Raw genomic sequence first — 16350 nt, forward strand, 5'->3', positions numbered from 1 at the left:
CGATAAGGCTGCGACCCATGGACCCGATCATCGCTGCGACTCACGCCGATCCTTACCCCTACTACGCGCAACTGCGCGCCGAGGGCGGATTGGTTTTCCATCAGGGACTGAAATTGTGGGTGGCCAGCAGCGCCCGAGCGGTTGCCGCCGTGCTGGCGCATCCGGACTGTCATGTACGGCCGGCCCATGAGCCGGTGCCCAAGGCGATTGCTCAAGGCATGGCGGGCAAGGTGTTCGGTCAGTTGATGCGGATGAACGAGGGCGAACGGCAGCGTTGTCCGAGGGCGGCGATTGAGCCGGGGCTGGCGCTGATTGATGTGAATGAAATCGACTCACTGGTCAGCGCTCGATTGATTACCCCTGGGGCCGATGGGTTGTACACGGCGATGTTTCGCGGGCCGGTCTGCGTCGTGGCGGCGTTGCTGGGCTTTTCTCCGGCTCAGGGCCGGGCCATCAGCGAGCTGACCGCCGACTTCGTCGCCTGCCTGTCGCCCCTCAGCGATCAAACCCAACTGGACGCCGCCCATGTTGCGGCGGAACAACTGAAGGGTTATGTCATCGAGCTTCTGGACGACCCGAGCAATCGCAGCGCCCTGCTTGCCGGTATCCGGCAACGTTTCACGGCCACCTCGACCGCCCCTGAAACCTTGATTGCCAATCTGATCGGCCTGTTCTCCCAGACCTACGAAGCCAGCGCCGGGTTGATCGGCAATGGGCTATTGGCGTTGATTCGAAACCCGTCGTTCGATTCGCCCCACGTTGACGACCTGATCGCTGAAGTTCAGCGCTTCGACCCTTCGGTGCAAAACACCCGACGCTTCGTCGCCGCACCGTGCGAAATCGACGGTGCGAGCCTGAACCCCGGCGACGTCATTCTGGTGCTGCTGGCCTCGGCCAATCGTGATCCGCTGCTTAATGACGACCCCGATACGTTCCTGCTCGAGCGCCCAAATCGCCGCAGCTTCACCTTCGGCGCCAGCCGTCATCAATGCCCGGGGCAGGTGTTGGCCCTGCACATCGCCAGCGCCACCCTGAGAAAAATCCTGGCCACGAAACCCTCGCTGGATCGGTTGACGTGGCACTACCGCTCTTCCCTGAACGGCCGTATTCCGCTCTTTGCCCAGGGCACAGCTCAAGCGCTGCGATACTCAACCGTCAGGTGAGACAACTCATGAACCGGCGCCAGACGTTCACGAATGGCGTCGGCGCTGACACTCGCCGCAGCCACGACACTGACAATCGCCGCCCGCGCCTCGGGGCCGACTTGCCAGACGTGAAGGTCGCTGATGCGCACCTCGTCCGTCGATTCGAGCAACACGCGAATTTCGGCCGCGACGTGTTCGTCGGTGGTGTCGAGCAATACTGCGGCGCTGTCACGCATTAAGCTGTAAGCCCATCTCGCAATCACAATGGCGCCAACGATGCCCATCACCGGGTCCAGCCAGACCCAGCCCAGATAGCGCCCGGCCAACAACGCCGCGATGGCCAATACCGAGGTCAATGCGTCGGCCAGCACATGGAAATACGCCGAACGCAGGTTGTTATCGTGATGATGGTGATGGTGGCTGTGATCGTGATGATCATGGCCGTGATGCCCATGGTTGCCCGCCAGCAGAAGCGCACTGACGATATTCACCGCCAGCCCCACCACCGCTATCACCGTCGCCTCGGTGAAAGCCACGGTGGTCGGTTGAAACAGCCGCAGGATGGATTCGCCGGCAATGCCCAACGACACCAGCCCCAACACCACGGCAGAGGCAAAAGCCGCCAGATCCCCGACCTTGCCGGTACCGAAACTGAAGCGCGAGTTGTTGGCATGTCGCCTGGCAAAACTGTAGGCGGCGGCAGCAATGCCCAAGGCCCCGGCGTGAGTCGCCATATGAAAGCCGTCCGCCAGCAACGCCATGGAACCGGTGATGTAACCGGCGGCAATCTCGCCCATCATCATCACGAACGTCAGTGCCACCACCCACAACGTGCGGCGAGCATTGTCATCGTGGGCAGCCCCCAGAAACAGGTGGTCGTGGGTAAAGCGCGAAGCCTGAGGTGTCAGTGTCATGGTCCGGGCCTCTATTTCGAGTAACGGCGGATGGCTTGCAACAAGTCTTCAACGCCTTCGGCCCGCGCTTCGTCGCTGAGGCCGGGACGCGCCACGTGTTCACGGGCGTGGGCGTCGATGAACTGGTCCATCAGGCCGTTGACCGCACCGCGAATCGCCGCGACCAGATGCAGGGTTTTGGCGCATTCGGCGTCGGACTCCAGCGCCCGTTCCACCGCCTGAACCTGACCGGCAATCCGCCGGACGCGGTTGAGCAGGTCGTCTTTGTGTTCGTGGATGTGTGACATACCTATACCCCCTACCCCTATTCAGGCAGGCATGGTTACCGATATGGCCGGGGCTGGCAAGTCAGGGTGACCGATCGTTCCCACGCTCTGCGTGGGAATGCAGCCAGGGACGCTCTGCGTCCCAAAGAGCGTCCGGTGAGGCATTCCTTTGCTACGCGTGGGAACGATCAAAAACTACGGCCAGAGTTTCAGACCCGTCCTACATCTATCCAATGCCCGTTGATATAGCGTCCACATCGCTTTCAAAAGATGAAACAAGGACGCTCATGGCTCGAAAAACAGACATACCTCGGGTTCAAAACCCACCGTCAGGCGACGGGCACCACATCACCAGCCGCTACATGACCGCCACCGAACTGGAAGAGCGCGACGCCAGACAAAAATCCTATGACGACATGTTGGTCCGACAGCAGGCATATGAAGACCGTTTTGTCAGGCAACCTCTGCAGCAGGATCAATCCAGCTCCATGGGTTGCGTGTTCGCCAAAAGCTGCAACCTCCCCGACGGCGTAATCAACCACGACAGCCCAGCCGGGTTCGTCCCTGTCGAGAAACTGACCGACTACGGAAAACTCTCCCTGCTGGGTGGCCGCGAAAGGGATGCAGCGGGAAACATCCCGCTCAAAAAAATCAGTGGCAGCGCGTTACCTGCTGCACTGGGAACGCTACTTCTGGGCGGAGTTGGCACTGCTGGCACCGGTACGGGTGCGGCTGGTGGTGCAGGTGTCGTGACGGCTGGTGTTGCGGCTGGCGCATTGGCCGGAATGGTCGCATTGCTGTGGCCGTCGAACTTGGGCGACAGCTCCCTGTACACAGAAGAACAGCTCAAATCGCTCAAGGAAGGCCGCACACGGGTTCGACTGCATGTCGAGCAACAAGCTGATGGCACCTTGAAGGGTTATGGGTACAACACCCAGAAGCGCCGCGACTGGGAAATGATTCCTGTAGTCCGCTTCAAGAGTCAGGGCTCTCAACAAGTGGCTGACTTTGGCGATGGGATAACCCTGATCTGGACGCCAACTGTTGACCCATCCAGCACCTCAGGGATTCCCCCGCTAGAGGCGGCGCCACAAGCGCCTCAGATCTGGATTTATCCGCCTACCGAACAGGCAGACAACATCATCGTCAACCCGATCTACCCGCCTGAGTACAAGGACTTCATTCTTGTTTTCCCGGCTGATTCCGGTGTGCAGCCGCTGTATGTTGTGGTTTCAAGATCTGCTGGCGGCGGTGATATAAAGTACCACCGGCCGCCGTTGGCATTGCCTGCATTTCCAAATGCCCTTCCTGTTAAATCAAAAAGCAGTGTTCAGGGCGGGGGGGAGTAAGCGCAGTCGGTGGAAAGACCGAAAGGGGCGAATATATGAATGGGATAGCAAGACAGGCGCAATAGAGATGTATGACAAGCAAGGTAAGCATCTTGGCGAGTTCAACCACGAAACAGGTGAACAGATAGACCCCGCAAAACCCGGAAGAACCACCACGAAATAAATTAGGAGGTTATTTATGTTTTTATGGATCAGTGGTTTTTTAAAAGGTGACGGCGAGGATGACTCCTTAAAATACGACCTTACAGTTCGACCTGAGCGGGAAGTCGCGGTAATGGGTGTTCTTGGCTGGAAAAGTCTTGATGCAAGCGCGGATGGGGAATGGTTACTAACCAGCGAGCAAGTCCAACAAATCGCTAAAGTTCTCAATGAGCAGTTACCGACTGAACTGGACCTCTTCATAGGGGTGCGGGAGTAGGTACAGCTGAGCCGGGAACTAAACAGTGAGCCTTCTCTACCAAGATCCATCAATGAGCCATGAGGAAGCGACGAGACTTCTAGCTAGCGACGTAGAAACTAACGTTGTCGCCGCATTGATTTCTATTGGCCTGAATGAGCAAGACAAGACTTGGGCTCAGAACACCTGCCTGAAATACCTCGAGAGTGAGTCCGAATCGGTTGCAGCATCTGCCATCACCGCGCTCGGCCACATAGCCCGTAGATATGCTGATCTGGACGTGGGTGCTGTAATCCCGGCCCTTGAGAAGGTGAAGAAAAAATTCCCCTCCCTGGAAGGAACCGTGACGGACACCCTTGATGATATTGAGACATTCACCTGACTGGCCCATCAGCAAAGGAAACGGGCCGTGAACCGGGCGCTGGATAACATCGACCCGCAGCAATAGACGATGAACTGTGGCGAGGGAGCTTGCTCCCGCTCGGGTGCGCAGCAGCCGCAAAACTGGCGGACGGAGATTACCTGACACGCCGCATGCACGGGTTTCAGGGCCGCTGCGCAGCCCAACGGGAGCAAGCTCCCTCGCCACAGATAGCAAAAAACCCACTCTCTCCTCTCAGCGACAGCGGGGTTTATCGTTTCAACTTACACGCCCATCAATCATCCCGCGTCAGCACTTCCAGCAATTCAATCTCGAAAATCAGATTCGAATTCGGCGTAATCGCCCCCATCGATCGCTCGCCATAGGCCAGGTGCGCCGGTACCAGCAACTTGCGTTTGCCGCCGACCTGCATGCCCATGATTCCCTGATCCCAGCCCTTGATCACCCGCCCCGTGCCAATCACGCACTGGAAAGGTTTACCCCGGCTGTAGGAAGAATCGAATTCGGTACCGTCTTCCAGCCAACCGCGATACTGGGTAGTGATCAGCGCGCCCTTGACGGCGGCTTTGCCATTGCCCACTTCAAGGTCGATTACCTGCAATTCATCATTCATGACATTCACTCTATTTATGCGCTTGCCCGAACAGGCTTCATGGGCGCCGTTTTCCCAGAAATACCGGCAATTGGCAACCGTTTCGCTCTGTATCCGGCAGTGGCCGTGAACTAATATACCCGCCACCTCCCCCACGGTTCGATTCACCATGATCGCGATGCCTGAATGAATTGCGTCTGGACCAACGCTGCCATTGGCTCTCTGACCCTTGCCCTGATCATCGCGCTGATCTGGCGTGAACGCGCGCTGCAAAAACAGCTGAGCGAATGCCGTGCCCTGATCGACAATCTCGCAGCGGGACACAGCATCCACCAGGAAGGCGACGCCGAACGCTTCAAACGCAGCCAGTACTTCGCCCGCATCGGCACCTGGGACTGGGAAGTCGATACCGACAAGCTCTATTGGTCAGACGCGATCTATGGCATGTTCGGGTTCAAGATCGGCGAGGTGACACCCTCCTACGCACTGTTCTGTTCCTGCGTGCACCCGGACGACCGGGTCAAGGTCCGTGCCGGCGAATTGCGTTGCCTGGAAACCGGCGAGAACCATGACGAGGAATACCGCGTCGTCTGGCCGGATGGCAGCATCCGCTGGCTGCGGGAAACCGGCAATGTGGTCAAGAACGACCATAACGCAACGATCAAGATGATGGGCGTGGTCCGCGACATCACCGAAGAAAAAGCCTCCTCCAGTTACCTGCAACACCTGGCCCATTACGACCCGCTGACCGGCCTGCCCAATCGCCTGGTGCTCGAAGAGCGCCTGTCCGATGCCCTGGAACAAGCCCGCCTCAGCGCCACGCGGGTGGCGCTGGTGTTTGTCGACCTCAATGGTTTCAAAGAGATCAACGACCACTATGGCCATGCGGCCGGCGACCGTGTGCTGGTCACCATCGCGACACGCCTGAAGAGAATTCTGCGCTCAACCGACACCGTCGCGCGCATCGGTGGCGACGAATTCGTAGTGATCCTCCAAGGCCTTTCCAACGGCAACAGCCTGCAAGACGAAGCCCGCATCATCTGCCAGAAAATCTTCATCGAACTCGCACCGCCGGTGACCATCGGCAACGACCAGCGCCACATCGACAGCAGCCTTGGGGTCGCGGTGTTCCCGGACCATGCACCGAGCATGGACCGGTTGATTCACATTGCCGACCTGGCGATGTATGAGGCCAAGCGCAGTGGGAATAATCAGTATCGGTTGGGCGGTCAGGCAGTGAGCCGGGTCTGACGCAGGCGCCTCAGATCTTGAACTGTTTGACCAGGACTTCGAGGCCGTGCCCGATGCCGTGGAGGTCATTGACCGTCTGCACGCCACGCTGGGTTTCATCGGCAACGCTGTCGATTGCCCGGGCGATTTGATGCACGCTGCGGTTAATCTCCTCCGCCACCGAAGTTTGCTCCTCCGCAGCACTGGCGATGTGCGCGTTCATGCTGTTGATAGTGGCGATTAATTCGACGATGTTGCCCAGCGACTCACCGGCCTGATGAGCCTGAGTGCTGGCCCCCTCCCCGGCTTCACCGGATTGATGCATTGAGGTCACGACGGTGTTGGTGGCTCGCTTGAGTCGCTCGATCATCGCCTGAATTTCCTGGGTGCTTTGCTGGGTACGACTGGCAAGAGCACGTACCTCGTCGGCAACCACCGCAAAACCTCGCCCGGCATCACCGGCACGGGCGGCCTCGATGGCCGCATTCAGGGCCAGGAGATTGGTCTGCTCGGCAATCGAACGGATGACATCGAGCACCGTGACAATCGCCGAAACGTCGCTTTGCAGGCTGTCCAGAGACGCACCGCTGCGTCCCAGGTCCAACGTCAGTCCCTGAATACGAGCAATGCTGCCGTCGACCACTTGCCGGGCGCGTCGAGTCTGCTGATCGGTTTCCATGGCCGCGTCCGATGCACTCTGAGCACTGACCGCGACTTCCTGCGCCGCCGACGACATTTGATTGATCGCCGCCGCTACTTGATCGGTCTCCTGACGCTGCTGCTCCATGGCCAGGTCCATATGCCGGGTCTGATTGGCCACTTGCCCGACAGCGTTGCTCAATTGCCCGGTCATTGCCACGATTTGACTGACCAACCCATGAATTTTGCCGATAAAAGCGTTGAATGAACCGGCCAACTGGCCGAACTCATCCTGGCTGCCGACGGGTAAGCGTCGGGTCAAATCCCCCTCACCGGCAGCAATCTCGTCAAGACTGTCGCGGATCAGTGTCAGCGGTCGCAGGCCGGCATTGACCAATAGCAGCGCCAATACACCAATAATTGCCAGCAACACCACGGCCACCATGACGATCCCGTAAACAATACTGTTCACCCGTCGGTCGATGTCCGCACGAACCTGCGCCACCTGGGTTTCAATGCTGTCCAGATTGACGGCAGTGACCACTACCATGTCCCATTTGGGCAGGAAAAAACTGTAGGCCAGTTTCGGCACAACTTTATCGGTATTGACCAAGGCCCCGGCGTAGTTGACGTAGTGCGAGTCGTTCTTTGCTGCCGCGACCATCTCGCGATTCAGATAAACCCCGTCGCGGTCCTTTCGATCGCTCATGTTGGTACCCACACCTTCGCTGCTTTCACCGCGAAACAGGCGCACGACTTGACTGTCGTAGCCGATGAAGTAGCCGTCATCGCCATACTTCATTTTCGACAGTTGGCTGATAGCCAGGGCCCGACTTTGCAGGTCGCCACTGTTTGCGTTGTTATACAACCCTGCTATGGAACTGCGGGCGATGCTTGCATAATCTTCGAGCCTGGCCCGACTCTCGGCCAGCAACCGATCGCGGGTTTGCGTGACTTCCTGCTCCGCCAACGACAGCAGAATCTTGCTGGTGGTGATACTCAGTACCACTGCGAACAACACCACGGGCAGTAACGTGAGCAGCAGTATTTTTCGTTTAAATGACATATCCGGTTTCCTTCGTCGCGCGACCTGGGCGGCTAACTGAAAAGGCGCCCGCAGCCTGCTGCGAGCACCTTCCGGCGCCGTTACCAGAGAGCAATGTCGTAAGTGAAATAGATCCGGTTGCTGTCACGTCCGCGCGCAAAGTCCGAACGGTAGACATAGTTGCGCAGTTTCACGCCAAGCCCCTTGAATGTGCCGCTCTGGACCACATAGGCCAGTTCTGTGTCGCGTTCGGACTCTTTGATGTGGGTGTCGGACTTGCCGTCGTTGCCTTTGAGATAACGGGTCATGAACGTCAGCCCGGGCACGCCCATCGATGCAAAGTCGTAACCGTAACTGAGCATCCAGGTCTTCTCGTCCTCTTCGATGAACTTGCCGATGCCGACGTTGCTGAATGAGTACACCGTCGCACCGCTGATGTATGGCAACCCGGCGTCACCGCTGAGTTGTTGATAACCGCCACCAAAAGTGTGCCCCGCCACCGCGTAGGACAGCTGACCGCTGAGCATGTCGTTATCGATTTTCGAGGCGTAGGCACGGCCCGCGTCATGGCTGTTGAAATAGCGCAAGTCGCCGGTCAACACCCCGGGGCCCAATGGCAGATCGTGCTGGATGCCGGCAAAATTCTGCCGATAGAAGTCTTCCAGCTCACCGTAGAAGTAACTCAGACGGGTGTTCTTGCCGAGTTTGTAATCACCACCGGCGTAGGTGAAATCGCCACCTTTGTCGCCTGAGTAACCGTCAGGAACAATCGACACGCTGTCGGTGGAATCGCGCAGTTTGAATCGGTCCAGATGGCCGCCCGTCAGGGTCAGGTTTTCGATATCGGTGCTGGTGACTTGTCCTCCCTCATAGGTTTGCGGCAGCAAACGCGCATCGTTATAAATCAGTACCGGAGTTTTGGGCAGCAGGGTGCCGTATTTGAGGGTGGTCTTGGCCAGTTTGACCTTGGCCGCAGCCCCGGCACTGGCAAATTCATCGGCGGCGCGACCGTCATCGTGTACCGGCAACAGACCGGTGCCACTGCGGCCACGCCCGGAATCAAGTTTGACCCCCAGCAAGCCCAGTGCATCGACACCGAAACCGACTGTGCCGGGGGTGAAACCCGACTGGAAATCCAGCAGGAAACCCTGGGCCCACTCGGTGCGCTCACTTTTGGCGGTTCTGGCCGAACGCGCGCTCAAGCCATGCTCATCGCGAAAGTTTTCGTTGATATAGACGTTACGCAGTTGCAACTTCAACTTGCTGTCGTCGATGAAATCACTCGCACCGGCAGTGGCCATCGGCAACACGCCCAGAAGAGGAAGAAAAGCCCCGCGAGTCAGAAAGTGGGTCATGTCGAACTACTCATATTGTTATTTTTAAGGATGCACGTGGCCGCGCCCCCGCCATCGGGAGCGTGGAGTTCTATCAGCGGCGAGTCAGGGTTGAATCAGGAGAACAGCGTCAAGGCACCGGTCAGCAGAGCCAGCGCGGTGACCACCAGGGAGGTGAGTACCGCCCATTTGACGGTGGCGCGCTGGAAATCACCGATGTCGCGATCGACCATCCCCACCAGCAACAAGGTCGAGGCCACCAGCGGGCTCATCAGGTGCACCGGTTGGCCAAGAATCGACGCTCGGGCGATTTCCACCGGATCGATCCCATAGGCCGCCGCCGCGTTGGCGAGGATCGGCACCACGCCGAAGTAATAGGCATCGTTGGACAGCACGAAGGTCAATGGCATGCTGGTAATCGCCACCACCAATGGGAACAGGTGACCCCAGGACGGTGGAATCCAGTCCACCAGGGTTTGTGCCAGGGAGTCGACCATTTTGGTGCCCGAGAATATCCCGGCGAAGATGCCTGCGGCGAACACCAGCAGTACCACGGTCATGGCATTGCCGGAGTGGGCGAGAATGCGCTCCTTCTGAATATCCAACTGCGGGTAGTTGATCATCAGTGCCAGCACGAAGCCGATCAGAAACAGGATCGCCGAGTGCATGATCCCCATCACCAGCGCGACCATCACCGCAGTCACCAGCAACAGATTGACGTAGGCCAGTTTCGGGCGCTTGTGCGGCGTATCCTCAAGAATCGCTTTGATGTAGCAATCGCTGCCACCGCTCTGCAGCTCGGTATTGCCGATGCGTTTACGCTCGGCGCGGCCCAGCAGGAACGCGGTGAACACCACCCACGCGGCGCCGCCGATCATGGTCGGCAACAGAGGAACAAAATACGCCCCGGCATCCAGCCCCAACGCGGCAATCGCCCGGGTCGCCGGGCCGCCCCAAGGGGTCATGCCGCTCATGATGCTCAGTGACAGCATGGCGATGGTTGCCAGAATCATCGGGTTCATGCCGATGCGCTTGTACAAAGGCAGCATCGCCGCGCAGGTGATCATGTAAGTGGTCGTGCCGTCACCGTCCAGGGCGACTGTCAGCGACAGCAGCGCAGTGCCGACCGCGATTTTCATCGGGTCGCCATTGACCCGTTTGAGAATCTTGCGGATCAGCGGATCGAACAGCCCCGAGTCGATCATCAAACCGAAAAACAGAATCGCGAACAGCAGCAGCGCCGCCGACGGTGCGACCATTTTCAGACCGTCGAGCATCATTTTGCCGGTGGTCCCACCAAAACCGCCAATAACCGCAAAGACGATCGGAACAACGGTCAACGCAACGATCGGTGACAGACGTTTGGTCATGATCAGAACGGTGAACACAACCACCATGGCCAAGCCGAGTAAGGCGAGCATAGGGCAACTCTCTCTTGTTGTTATGGAGTGCGTGGCCGATGCGCAGGCGAACGACCCCGAGCCCGCCAGGCGACGCGATCAGCGACGCCCGGCAGCAGGTAGTTAAAAGGTTAGTTTTTGCAGCGCTTACGCGGTACTAAATGTGCGTGGGGGTCCCGACGGGGTCCCAGGTTTGATCGCCAGCCGGGACAGCCGGTGTTTTACCGTCCAGGGTATCGAGCAGGACCTGACGGTCGCAGGCGCTCTCGGAGATCGACATCACCACGGTCGCCACGGCGTTACTTGCCAGGCTGGTCAAGGCCCGCGCCTCGGACATGAAACGGTCGATCCCGATCAACAGCGCCAGGCCTGCCAGCGGAATGTCATGGATCACCGTGAGCGTGGAAGCCAATGCCACGAAACCGCTGCCAGTCACCCCTGCCGCGCCCTTGGACGACAGCAGCATGATCGCCAGCATGGTCAAGGTTTGGGTCATGGTCAGGTCGATGTTGCAGGCCTGGGCAATGAAAATTGCCGCCAGAGACAGGTAGATCGCCGTGCCATCGAGGTTGAACGAGTACCCCGTCGGCAGCACCAGCCCCACGACACCCTTGCTGCAACCCAGGGCCTGGAGTTTCTCCAGCATGCGTGGCATGACCGGCTCAGTGGAGGAAGTCCCCAGCACCACCAGGAACTCTTCGCGCAGGTAACGCAGCAGCTTCCACAGGCTGAAGCCGTGGGCGCGGCAAATGCTTCCCAGTACCACAAAGACGAAGAAGGCGCAGGCGACGTACAAAGTCATGATCAACTTTGCCAGCGAACCCAGCGAGGTGATGCCGTACTGTCCGACGGTGAACGCCAGTGCCCCGAAGGCACCGATCGGCGCAAAGCGCATCAGGTAGGAAAAAATCTTGAAGACCATCTGCGACGCCGCTTCCAGTACATCGAGCACTGGCTTGCCACGCTCGCCCAGGGACGACAGGGCGAAACCGCACAGCACCGCGATAAACAGCACCGGCAGCACTTCACCTTTACTGAACGCACCTATAAAGGTGTCAGGGATGATGTGCATGAAAAACTCGACCACCCCAAGCTTCGCCGCCGACTCGGTGTATTGAGACAGGCCCGCCGTACTCAAATGGCTCGGATCGATGTTCATGCCCACACCCGGCTTGAACACATAGACCGCGACCAGGCCGATGATCAGACTGATCACCGTCAGCCCAAGAAACAGCAGCATGGTCTTGCTCAGCAAGCGGCCAAGGGAGCGTTTGTCGCTCATCCCGGCGATGCCGGTGACGATGGTGCAGAACACCACCGGCGCAATCATCATTTTGATCAGCTTGATGAAGGCATCACCCAACGGCTTGAGGGCAATGGCCTGCTGAGCCCAGAAGTGCCCGACCACGACGCCCAGCAGCACGGCGCAGAGGATCTGGAAGTAGAGCGATTTAACAATTTTCATGGCATCACCCATTTTTAGAATTGTTCTGATGCAAAAACGACAGTGACTGCGCGGGAAGACTACCCGGCGAGCCGTTGGGAAACCGGGGCATACACAAAGCCGGAAAACAGCCTTCGGGCGGTACGAACAACGGAGGCGCGGATTGTCTCACCGTTCTCACCGGTGTAGGACAATACGACATCGATGCCGCCGCTCGGGTGCTCGATCCGCACCTGTTGCAGACGCGGCCCATCGGTATTGCCGAGCATCTGCGCAACCACACTGCCTTTGCTGACGCATGCCGTGGCCAGACCGATGGAACCAGTGATGGCCAGGGCTCGGTGGCAGTTGTGCGGCATGAAGTAGCGAACCTGCAACGTGCCACCGGCCTTGGCCGGTGAAACCAGCACAGGTTTGGGGATGACCTTGTCGCTGACGTCGCCCAGGCCCATGGCCATGCCGGCCCGCAGCCGCAGGGCTTCGAGACGGTGCATAAAGTCTTTGTCGGCGTCCAGCTCGGCCGGCGTTTCATCGCCGCGTTTGCCCAGGTGACGCGCCTCGATGATCAGCATCGGCATGGCCATGTCGATGCAGGTCACCGGAATGTCGTCGAACCAGTCCTGGGTGCTGCCGGTTGGAAACAGCTTGCCGGTCTTGCTGCCCGCGGCGTCGAGGAATGTCAGTTGAACCGGTGCCGCGCTGCCAGGCACGCCATCGATGGCGGTGTCGCCTTCATAGCTGACTTTGCCGTCTGGTGTCTGCACATCAGAGGTGACGAAGGTGCCGGTGTTGAGATTGCGAATCCGCACGCGGGTCAGCTCACCGGCCGCCTTGACCAACCCCTCCTCGATGGCAAACGGCCCGACCGCGCAGAGCATGTTGCCGCAGTTCGGGGCGGTATCCACCCGACGCTGGGACACCATGACCTGGACGAACAGGTAATCGACATCGGCATCGGGATGCAACGAAGGGCTGACGATGGCGACCTTGCTGGTCTGCGGGCTGCCGCCGCCGATGCCGTCGATCTCCAGTTCGTGACCGGAGCCCATCACCGAGAGCAACAGTTCATCGCGCTCTTCAATCGAAACCGGTAGATCCCAGGCGAGAAATACCGGTCCCTTTGAGGTACCACCGCGCATCAGCACACAAGGAATTCGTTGCATGGCCACTAGCTCTTGTTAATCAATCGGGGTAATTGATGTCTTGCAAACAAGAGTGACAGGGAAGTAATTGTGTTTCCAATGCAAAGATCGGAGCAATTATTGCGCTTCACAAAAGAATGTTTTAACGTTCAGAACGTGGTCCAACGCCCTCCTCAACGAGATAAATCATGGAATATGAGCTTCAGGACATCCGATCTTTCGTGAAAATCGCCGAATTGGGGAGTTTTCACGAAGCTGCCGATGCACTGCATCTGTCGCAACCTGCCTTGAGCCGGCGGATAAAAAAACTTGAGGAGGGTTTAGGGACTACGTTGCTCGATCGAACCACGCGCAAGGTCAGCCTGACCAGCGTCGGCCGCGACTTCCTGCCCAAGGCTCGTCGATTACTGGATGACTTCGACGATTCGATCCTGAACATCCGTGAATTGGCCGAACGGCAAATCGGCCAGGTGACCCTGGCCTGCATTCCAACCGCTGCGTTTTACTTCCTGCCGTCGGTGATTCGTCTTTATAACGAGCGCTACCCGAAAATCCGCATCCGCTTGCTCGACCTCAGTGCCAATGAAGGGCTCGAAGCGGTGTTGCGGGGGGAGGCTGACTTCGGTATCAACATGATGAGCGGCCAGCACCCGGACATCGAATTCGTTTCACTGGTCAACGAACCCTTCGTCCTGGCCTGCCGTCGTGACCATGAACTGGCCCAGCGGACGTCCGTGACCTGGTCAGAACTGAGCGATTACCGGTTGATCGGCGTCGGTCGCCTGAGCGGCAACCGCATGTTGCTGGACCACGCCCTGTCGGGCCTGAGCTGGCGTCCGCAGTGGTTTTATGAAGTGCAGCATTTGTCCACCTCGCTGGGCATGGTCGAAGCCGGACTAGGGGTTTCCGCCATGCCCAGCCTTGCGATGCCGGCGGCGGATCACCCGACACTGGTGAGCATCCCCCTGACTGACCCCGTGGTGAACCGGACACTTGGCCTGGTGTACCGTCGGGGTGCATCGTTATCGCCGGCGGCGGAGAAGTTCGTTTCAATCCTGCTTGAACAATGGCCCCACTGAGCCCGGAGCTCGTTCAGCCACCTCGTTGCTGACTGAACGGACGTCAGCCTTTATCCTGACGCCCCGCTGAAATCGGGCGAGCGCCGCTCTCGCCTGCACCACCCAGGAGTTCGTCATGCCCCACGAAGGCAACCTGTTACAAGCCGCTGTCGTCTTTTTATTCGCGGCGGTGCTCACCGTTCCCTTAGCCAAGCGCCTGCAACTGGGGGCGGTGCTCGGCTATCTGTTTGCCGGGGTGATCATCGGGCCGTCGGTGCTGGGTTTGATCGGCAACCCGCAAAGCGTCCTCCATATTTCCGAACTCGGGGTGGTGTTGCTGCTGTTCATCATCGGCCTTGAGCTGTCGCCGCGACGTTTGTGGGTGATGCGCAGATCGGTGTTCGGCGTGGGTCTGGCGCAGGTGTTGCTGACCGGCTCGGTGATTGGCGTGCTGGCGTTGTTCGTGTTCGGCCAGTCCCTGAACAGTGCCATCGTGTTGGGCCTGGGCCTGGCGTTGTCATCCACTGCGTTTGGCTTGCAAAGCCTGGCCGAGCGCAAGGAATTGACCAGCCCCCATGGGCGGTTGGCGTTCGCGATTTTGCTGTTCCAGGACATCGCCGCGATCCCGTTGATCGCGTTAGTGCCGCTGCTGGCTGGCGGCGATCACACCCCGGCTGCCGCCGAAGATCTGAACCCTGGTTTGCGGGTGCTGGGCAGTATTGCGGTGGTGGTGATCGGCGGGCGTTATCTGTTGCGCCCGGTGTTTCGCGTGGTGGCCAAGACCGGTCTGCCGGAGGTGTCCACTGCCACGGCCTTGCTGGTGGTCATCGGCACGGCGTGGCTGATGGACCTGGCCGGTGTGTCCATGGCACTCGGCGCGTTCCTCGCCGGTTTGCTGCTGGCGGACTCCGAATACCGCCACGAACTGGAAGCGCAGATCGAGCCGTTCAAGGGCCTGCTGCTGGGGCTGTTTTTCATCAGCGTCGGCATGAGTGCGAATTTGAGCCTGCTTCTAAGCACGCCATTGGCGGTGCTGGGGCTGACCCTGCTGCTGATCGCGATCAAGTTGCCGCTGCTGTTTGTGGTCGGTCGACTGGCCGCAGGCTTGGGCAAGGTCAATGCGATTCGTTTGGGGATCGTGCTGGCGGCCGGTGGTGAATTTGCCTTCGTGGTGTTCAAGATCGGTCGGGATCAGGGCTTGTTCGAACCGCGTCTGTACGACTTGCTGGTACTGACCATCACCCTGTCCATGGCATTGACACCGCTGTTGCTGCTGGCCTGCGCACGGCTGGTCAAACCCAAGGTGCAACCGGTGGAGGTGCCGCAGAAGTTTCGCGAAATCGACACCGACACACCCCGCGTGGTCATCGCCGGCATGGGCCGTATGGGGCAGATCGTGGCGCGGATTCTGCGGGCGCAGAACATCAAGTTCGTGGCGCTGGACACCTCAGTGGAAACCATCGAACTGTCCCGCAGCTTCGGCGGCGTGCCGGTGTTCTACGGCGACCCGATGCGCCCGGAAATCCTCAGTGCGGCCAAGGTCGAGCACGCGGAGTTTTTCGTGATCGCCACCGATGATCCGGACACCAATATCAAGACGGCCGAGGTGGTGCACAGGCTCTATCCGCACATCAAAATCATCGCTCGCGCCCGTAACCGTCAGCATGTGCACCGGTTGGTGGATGTCGGGGCGCAGGCGGTGCGGGAAACCTATTACTCCAGCCTGGAAATGACCCGGCGCACCCTGGTTGGACTGGGGCTGACACAAGCCCAGGCGGATGCACGGATCAAGCGCTTTACCCATCACGACGAACAGGTGCTGGAAGCCCAGCATGCGGTGTATGACGATGCGGCCAAGGTGATGCAGACCGCGCAGGAAGCGCGGGCGGAATTGGCGAAGTTGTTTGAGTCGGATCAGTTGGAAGAGGAAGCGGGTAAGATTTGAACCGGATCGTTCCCACGCGCAGCAAAGGAATGCCGCCATGGACGCTCTGCGTCCGCTCTTGAAATGTG

General features: G+C 59.1%; 14 protein-coding genes and 2 pseudogenes. 7 read left to right on the plus strand and 9 right to left on the minus strand.

The genetic code is table 11. The annotated features are described in order from the left end of the window. The first annotated feature begins 17 nt into the window (after window positions 1-17). Complete coding sequence (locus tag HCU66_RS11610; protein ID WP_205888621.1) at window positions 18-1163, plus strand: cytochrome P450; 1146 nt, start codon at window positions 18-20, stop codon at window positions 1161-1163. On the opposite strand, the gene dmeF is transcribed toward HCU66_RS11610, so the two are convergent. Together dmeF and HCU66_RS11620 are read right to left on the minus strand one after the other, a co-directional pair. Beyond that, entirely contained in the window at window positions 1133-2059 is a 927-nt protein-coding gene (dmeF, locus tag HCU66_RS11615) for a CDF family Co(II)/Ni(II) efflux transporter DmeF (protein ID WP_205888622.1), read from the minus strand. The two genes, HCU66_RS11610 and dmeF, sit on opposite strands and share 31 nt — an antisense overlap. Window positions 2060-2070: 11 nt before the next feature. Beyond that, window positions 2071-2346, minus strand: a complete 276-nt coding sequence (locus HCU66_RS11620; RefSeq protein ID WP_019648873.1) for a metal/formaldehyde-sensitive transcriptional repressor — start codon at window positions 2344-2346, stop codon at window positions 2071-2073. A 266-nt stretch (window positions 2347-2612) separates the two neighbouring features. Between HCU66_RS11620 and HCU66_RS11625 the strand changes: the two are divergent. From HCU66_RS11625 to HCU66_RS11635, 3 genes and pseudogenes are all read left to right on the plus strand, one after another. Further along, window positions 2613-3837, plus strand: a pseudogene (locus HCU66_RS11625) (S-type pyocin domain-containing protein). A gap of 15 nt (window positions 3838-3852) precedes the next feature. Next, the gene (locus HCU66_RS11630) at window positions 3853-4092 is read left to right on the plus strand and encodes a pyocin S6 family toxin immunity protein (protein WP_205888623.1); all 240 of its coding nucleotides are present in this window, start codon (window positions 3853-3855) and stop codon (window positions 4090-4092) included. A gap of 25 nt (window positions 4093-4117) precedes the next feature. Beyond that, a complete protein-coding gene (locus HCU66_RS11635) occupies window positions 4118-4453 on the plus strand; it encodes a hypothetical protein (RefSeq protein WP_338136421.1) in 336 nt (111 codons plus the stop codon). A 274-nt stretch (window positions 4454-4727) separates the two neighbouring features. Here the strand turns inward: HCU66_RS11635 and HCU66_RS11640 are convergent, their stop codons facing one another. Next, entirely contained in the window at window positions 4728-5066 is a 339-nt protein-coding gene (locus tag HCU66_RS11640; protein ID WP_205888624.1) for an FKBP-type peptidyl-prolyl cis-trans isomerase, read from the minus strand. Between the two features lie 165 nt (window positions 5067-5231). On the opposite strand from HCU66_RS11640, the gene HCU66_RS11645 reads away from it, so the two are divergent. After that, window positions 5232-6296: a sensor domain-containing diguanylate cyclase gene (locus HCU66_RS11645; protein WP_205888625.1), complete on the plus strand. Its 1065-nt coding sequence runs from the start codon at window positions 5232-5234 to the stop codon at window positions 6294-6296. 10 nt (window positions 6297-6306) lie between these two features. Here the strand turns inward: HCU66_RS11645 and HCU66_RS27490 are convergent, their stop codons facing one another. The 6 genes and pseudogenes from HCU66_RS27490 to HCU66_RS11670 all read right to left on the minus strand — a co-directional run bounded on the left by HCU66_RS27490 (window position 6307) and on the right by HCU66_RS11670 (window position 13300). Then, window positions 6307-7128, minus strand: coding sequence for a methyl-accepting chemotaxis protein (locus HCU66_RS27490; protein ID WP_420908056.1), 822 nt, complete (start codon window positions 7126-7128; stop codon window positions 6307-6309). 36 nt (window positions 7129-7164) lie between these two features. Further along, window positions 7165-7980: pseudogene (locus HCU66_RS27495) on the minus strand (cache domain-containing protein); the annotation flags it as partial. 80 nt (window positions 7981-8060) lie between these two features. After that, window positions 8061-9314 carry an OprD family porin gene (locus HCU66_RS11655; RefSeq protein ID WP_205888627.1) on the minus strand — a complete coding sequence of 418 codons (1254 nt, stop codon included), beginning with the start codon at window positions 9312-9314 and terminating at the stop codon, window positions 8061-8063. 95 nt (window positions 9315-9409) lie between these two features. Further along, on the minus strand, window positions 9410-10714 hold the full coding sequence (locus HCU66_RS11660; RefSeq protein ID WP_205888628.1) for a CitMHS family transporter: 1305 nt from the start codon (window positions 10712-10714) through the stop codon (window positions 9410-9412). 136 nt (window positions 10715-10850) lie between these two features. Next, a complete protein-coding gene (gene dctA, locus HCU66_RS11665) occupies window positions 10851-12170 on the minus strand; it encodes a C4-dicarboxylate transporter DctA (protein WP_205888629.1) in 1320 nt (439 codons plus the stop codon). A 47-nt stretch (window positions 12171-12217) separates the two neighbouring features. Next, complete coding sequence (locus HCU66_RS11670; RefSeq protein WP_205888630.1) at window positions 12218-13300, minus strand: 4-oxalomesaconate tautomerase; 1083 nt, start codon at window positions 13298-13300, stop codon at window positions 12218-12220. A gap of 167 nt (window positions 13301-13467) precedes the next feature. On the opposite strand from HCU66_RS11670, the gene HCU66_RS11675 reads away from it, so the two are divergent. Both HCU66_RS11675 and HCU66_RS11680 read left to right on the plus strand, forming a co-directional pair. Further along, complete coding sequence (locus tag HCU66_RS11675) at window positions 13468-14358, plus strand: LysR family transcriptional regulator (protein WP_007895093.1); 891 nt, start codon at window positions 13468-13470, stop codon at window positions 14356-14358. Window positions 14359-14473: 115 nt separating this feature from the next. Next, window positions 14474-16282 (plus strand): monovalent cation:proton antiporter-2 (CPA2) family protein, encoded by a 1809-nt coding sequence (locus HCU66_RS11680; RefSeq protein ID WP_205888631.1) that lies wholly within the window; start codon window positions 14474-14476, stop codon window positions 16280-16282. Window positions 16283-16350: the final 68 nt, after the last annotated feature.

The organism is Pseudomonas frederiksbergensis (assembly GCF_017114915.1).
Classification (GTDB): Bacteria; Pseudomonadota; Gammaproteobacteria; order Pseudomonadales; family Pseudomonadaceae; genus Aquipseudomonas; species Aquipseudomonas frederiksbergensis_I.

Excerpts from the sequence above, each read along its gene's own strand:
- HCU66_RS11610 (WP_205888621.1), top strand. The coding sequence starts at position 18 with ATGGACCCGATCATCGCTGCGACTCACGCCGATCCTTACCCCTACTAC.
- dmeF (WP_205888622.1), bottom strand. The coding sequence starts at position 2,059 with ATGACACTGACACCTCAGGCTTCGCGCTTTACCCACGACCACCTGTTT.
- HCU66_RS11620 (WP_019648873.1), bottom strand. The coding sequence starts at position 2,346 with ATGTCACACATCCACGAACACAAAGACGACCTGCTCAACCGCGTCCGG.
- HCU66_RS11630 (WP_205888623.1), top strand. The coding sequence starts at position 3,853 with ATGTTTTTATGGATCAGTGGTTTTTTAAAAGGTGACGGCGAGGATGAC.
- HCU66_RS11640 (WP_205888624.1), bottom strand. The coding sequence starts at position 5,066 with ATGAATGATGAATTGCAGGTAATCGACCTTGAAGTGGGCAATGGCAAA.
- HCU66_RS11645 (WP_205888625.1), top strand. The coding sequence starts at position 5,232 with ATGAATTGCGTCTGGACCAACGCTGCCATTGGCTCTCTGACCCTTGCC.
- HCU66_RS27490 (WP_420908056.1), bottom strand. The coding sequence starts at position 7,128 with ATGACCGGGCAATTGAGCAACGCTGTCGGGCAAGTGGCCAATCAGACC.
- HCU66_RS11655 (WP_205888627.1), bottom strand. The coding sequence starts at position 9,314 with ATGACCCACTTTCTGACTCGCGGGGCTTTTCTTCCTCTTCTGGGCGTG.
- HCU66_RS11660 (WP_205888628.1), bottom strand. The coding sequence starts at position 10,714 with ATGCTCGCCTTACTCGGCTTGGCCATGGTGGTTGTGTTCACCGTTCTG.
- dctA (WP_205888629.1), bottom strand. The coding sequence starts at position 12,170 with ATGGGTGATGCCATGAAAATTGTTAAATCGCTCTACTTCCAGATCCTC.
- HCU66_RS11670 (WP_205888630.1), bottom strand. The coding sequence starts at position 13,300 with ATGCAACGAATTCCTTGTGTGCTGATGCGCGGTGGTACCTCAAAGGGA.
- HCU66_RS11675 (WP_007895093.1), top strand. The coding sequence starts at position 13,468 with ATGGAATATGAGCTTCAGGACATCCGATCTTTCGTGAAAATCGCCGAA.
- HCU66_RS11680 (WP_205888631.1), top strand. The coding sequence starts at position 14,474 with ATGCCCCACGAAGGCAACCTGTTACAAGCCGCTGTCGTCTTTTTATTC.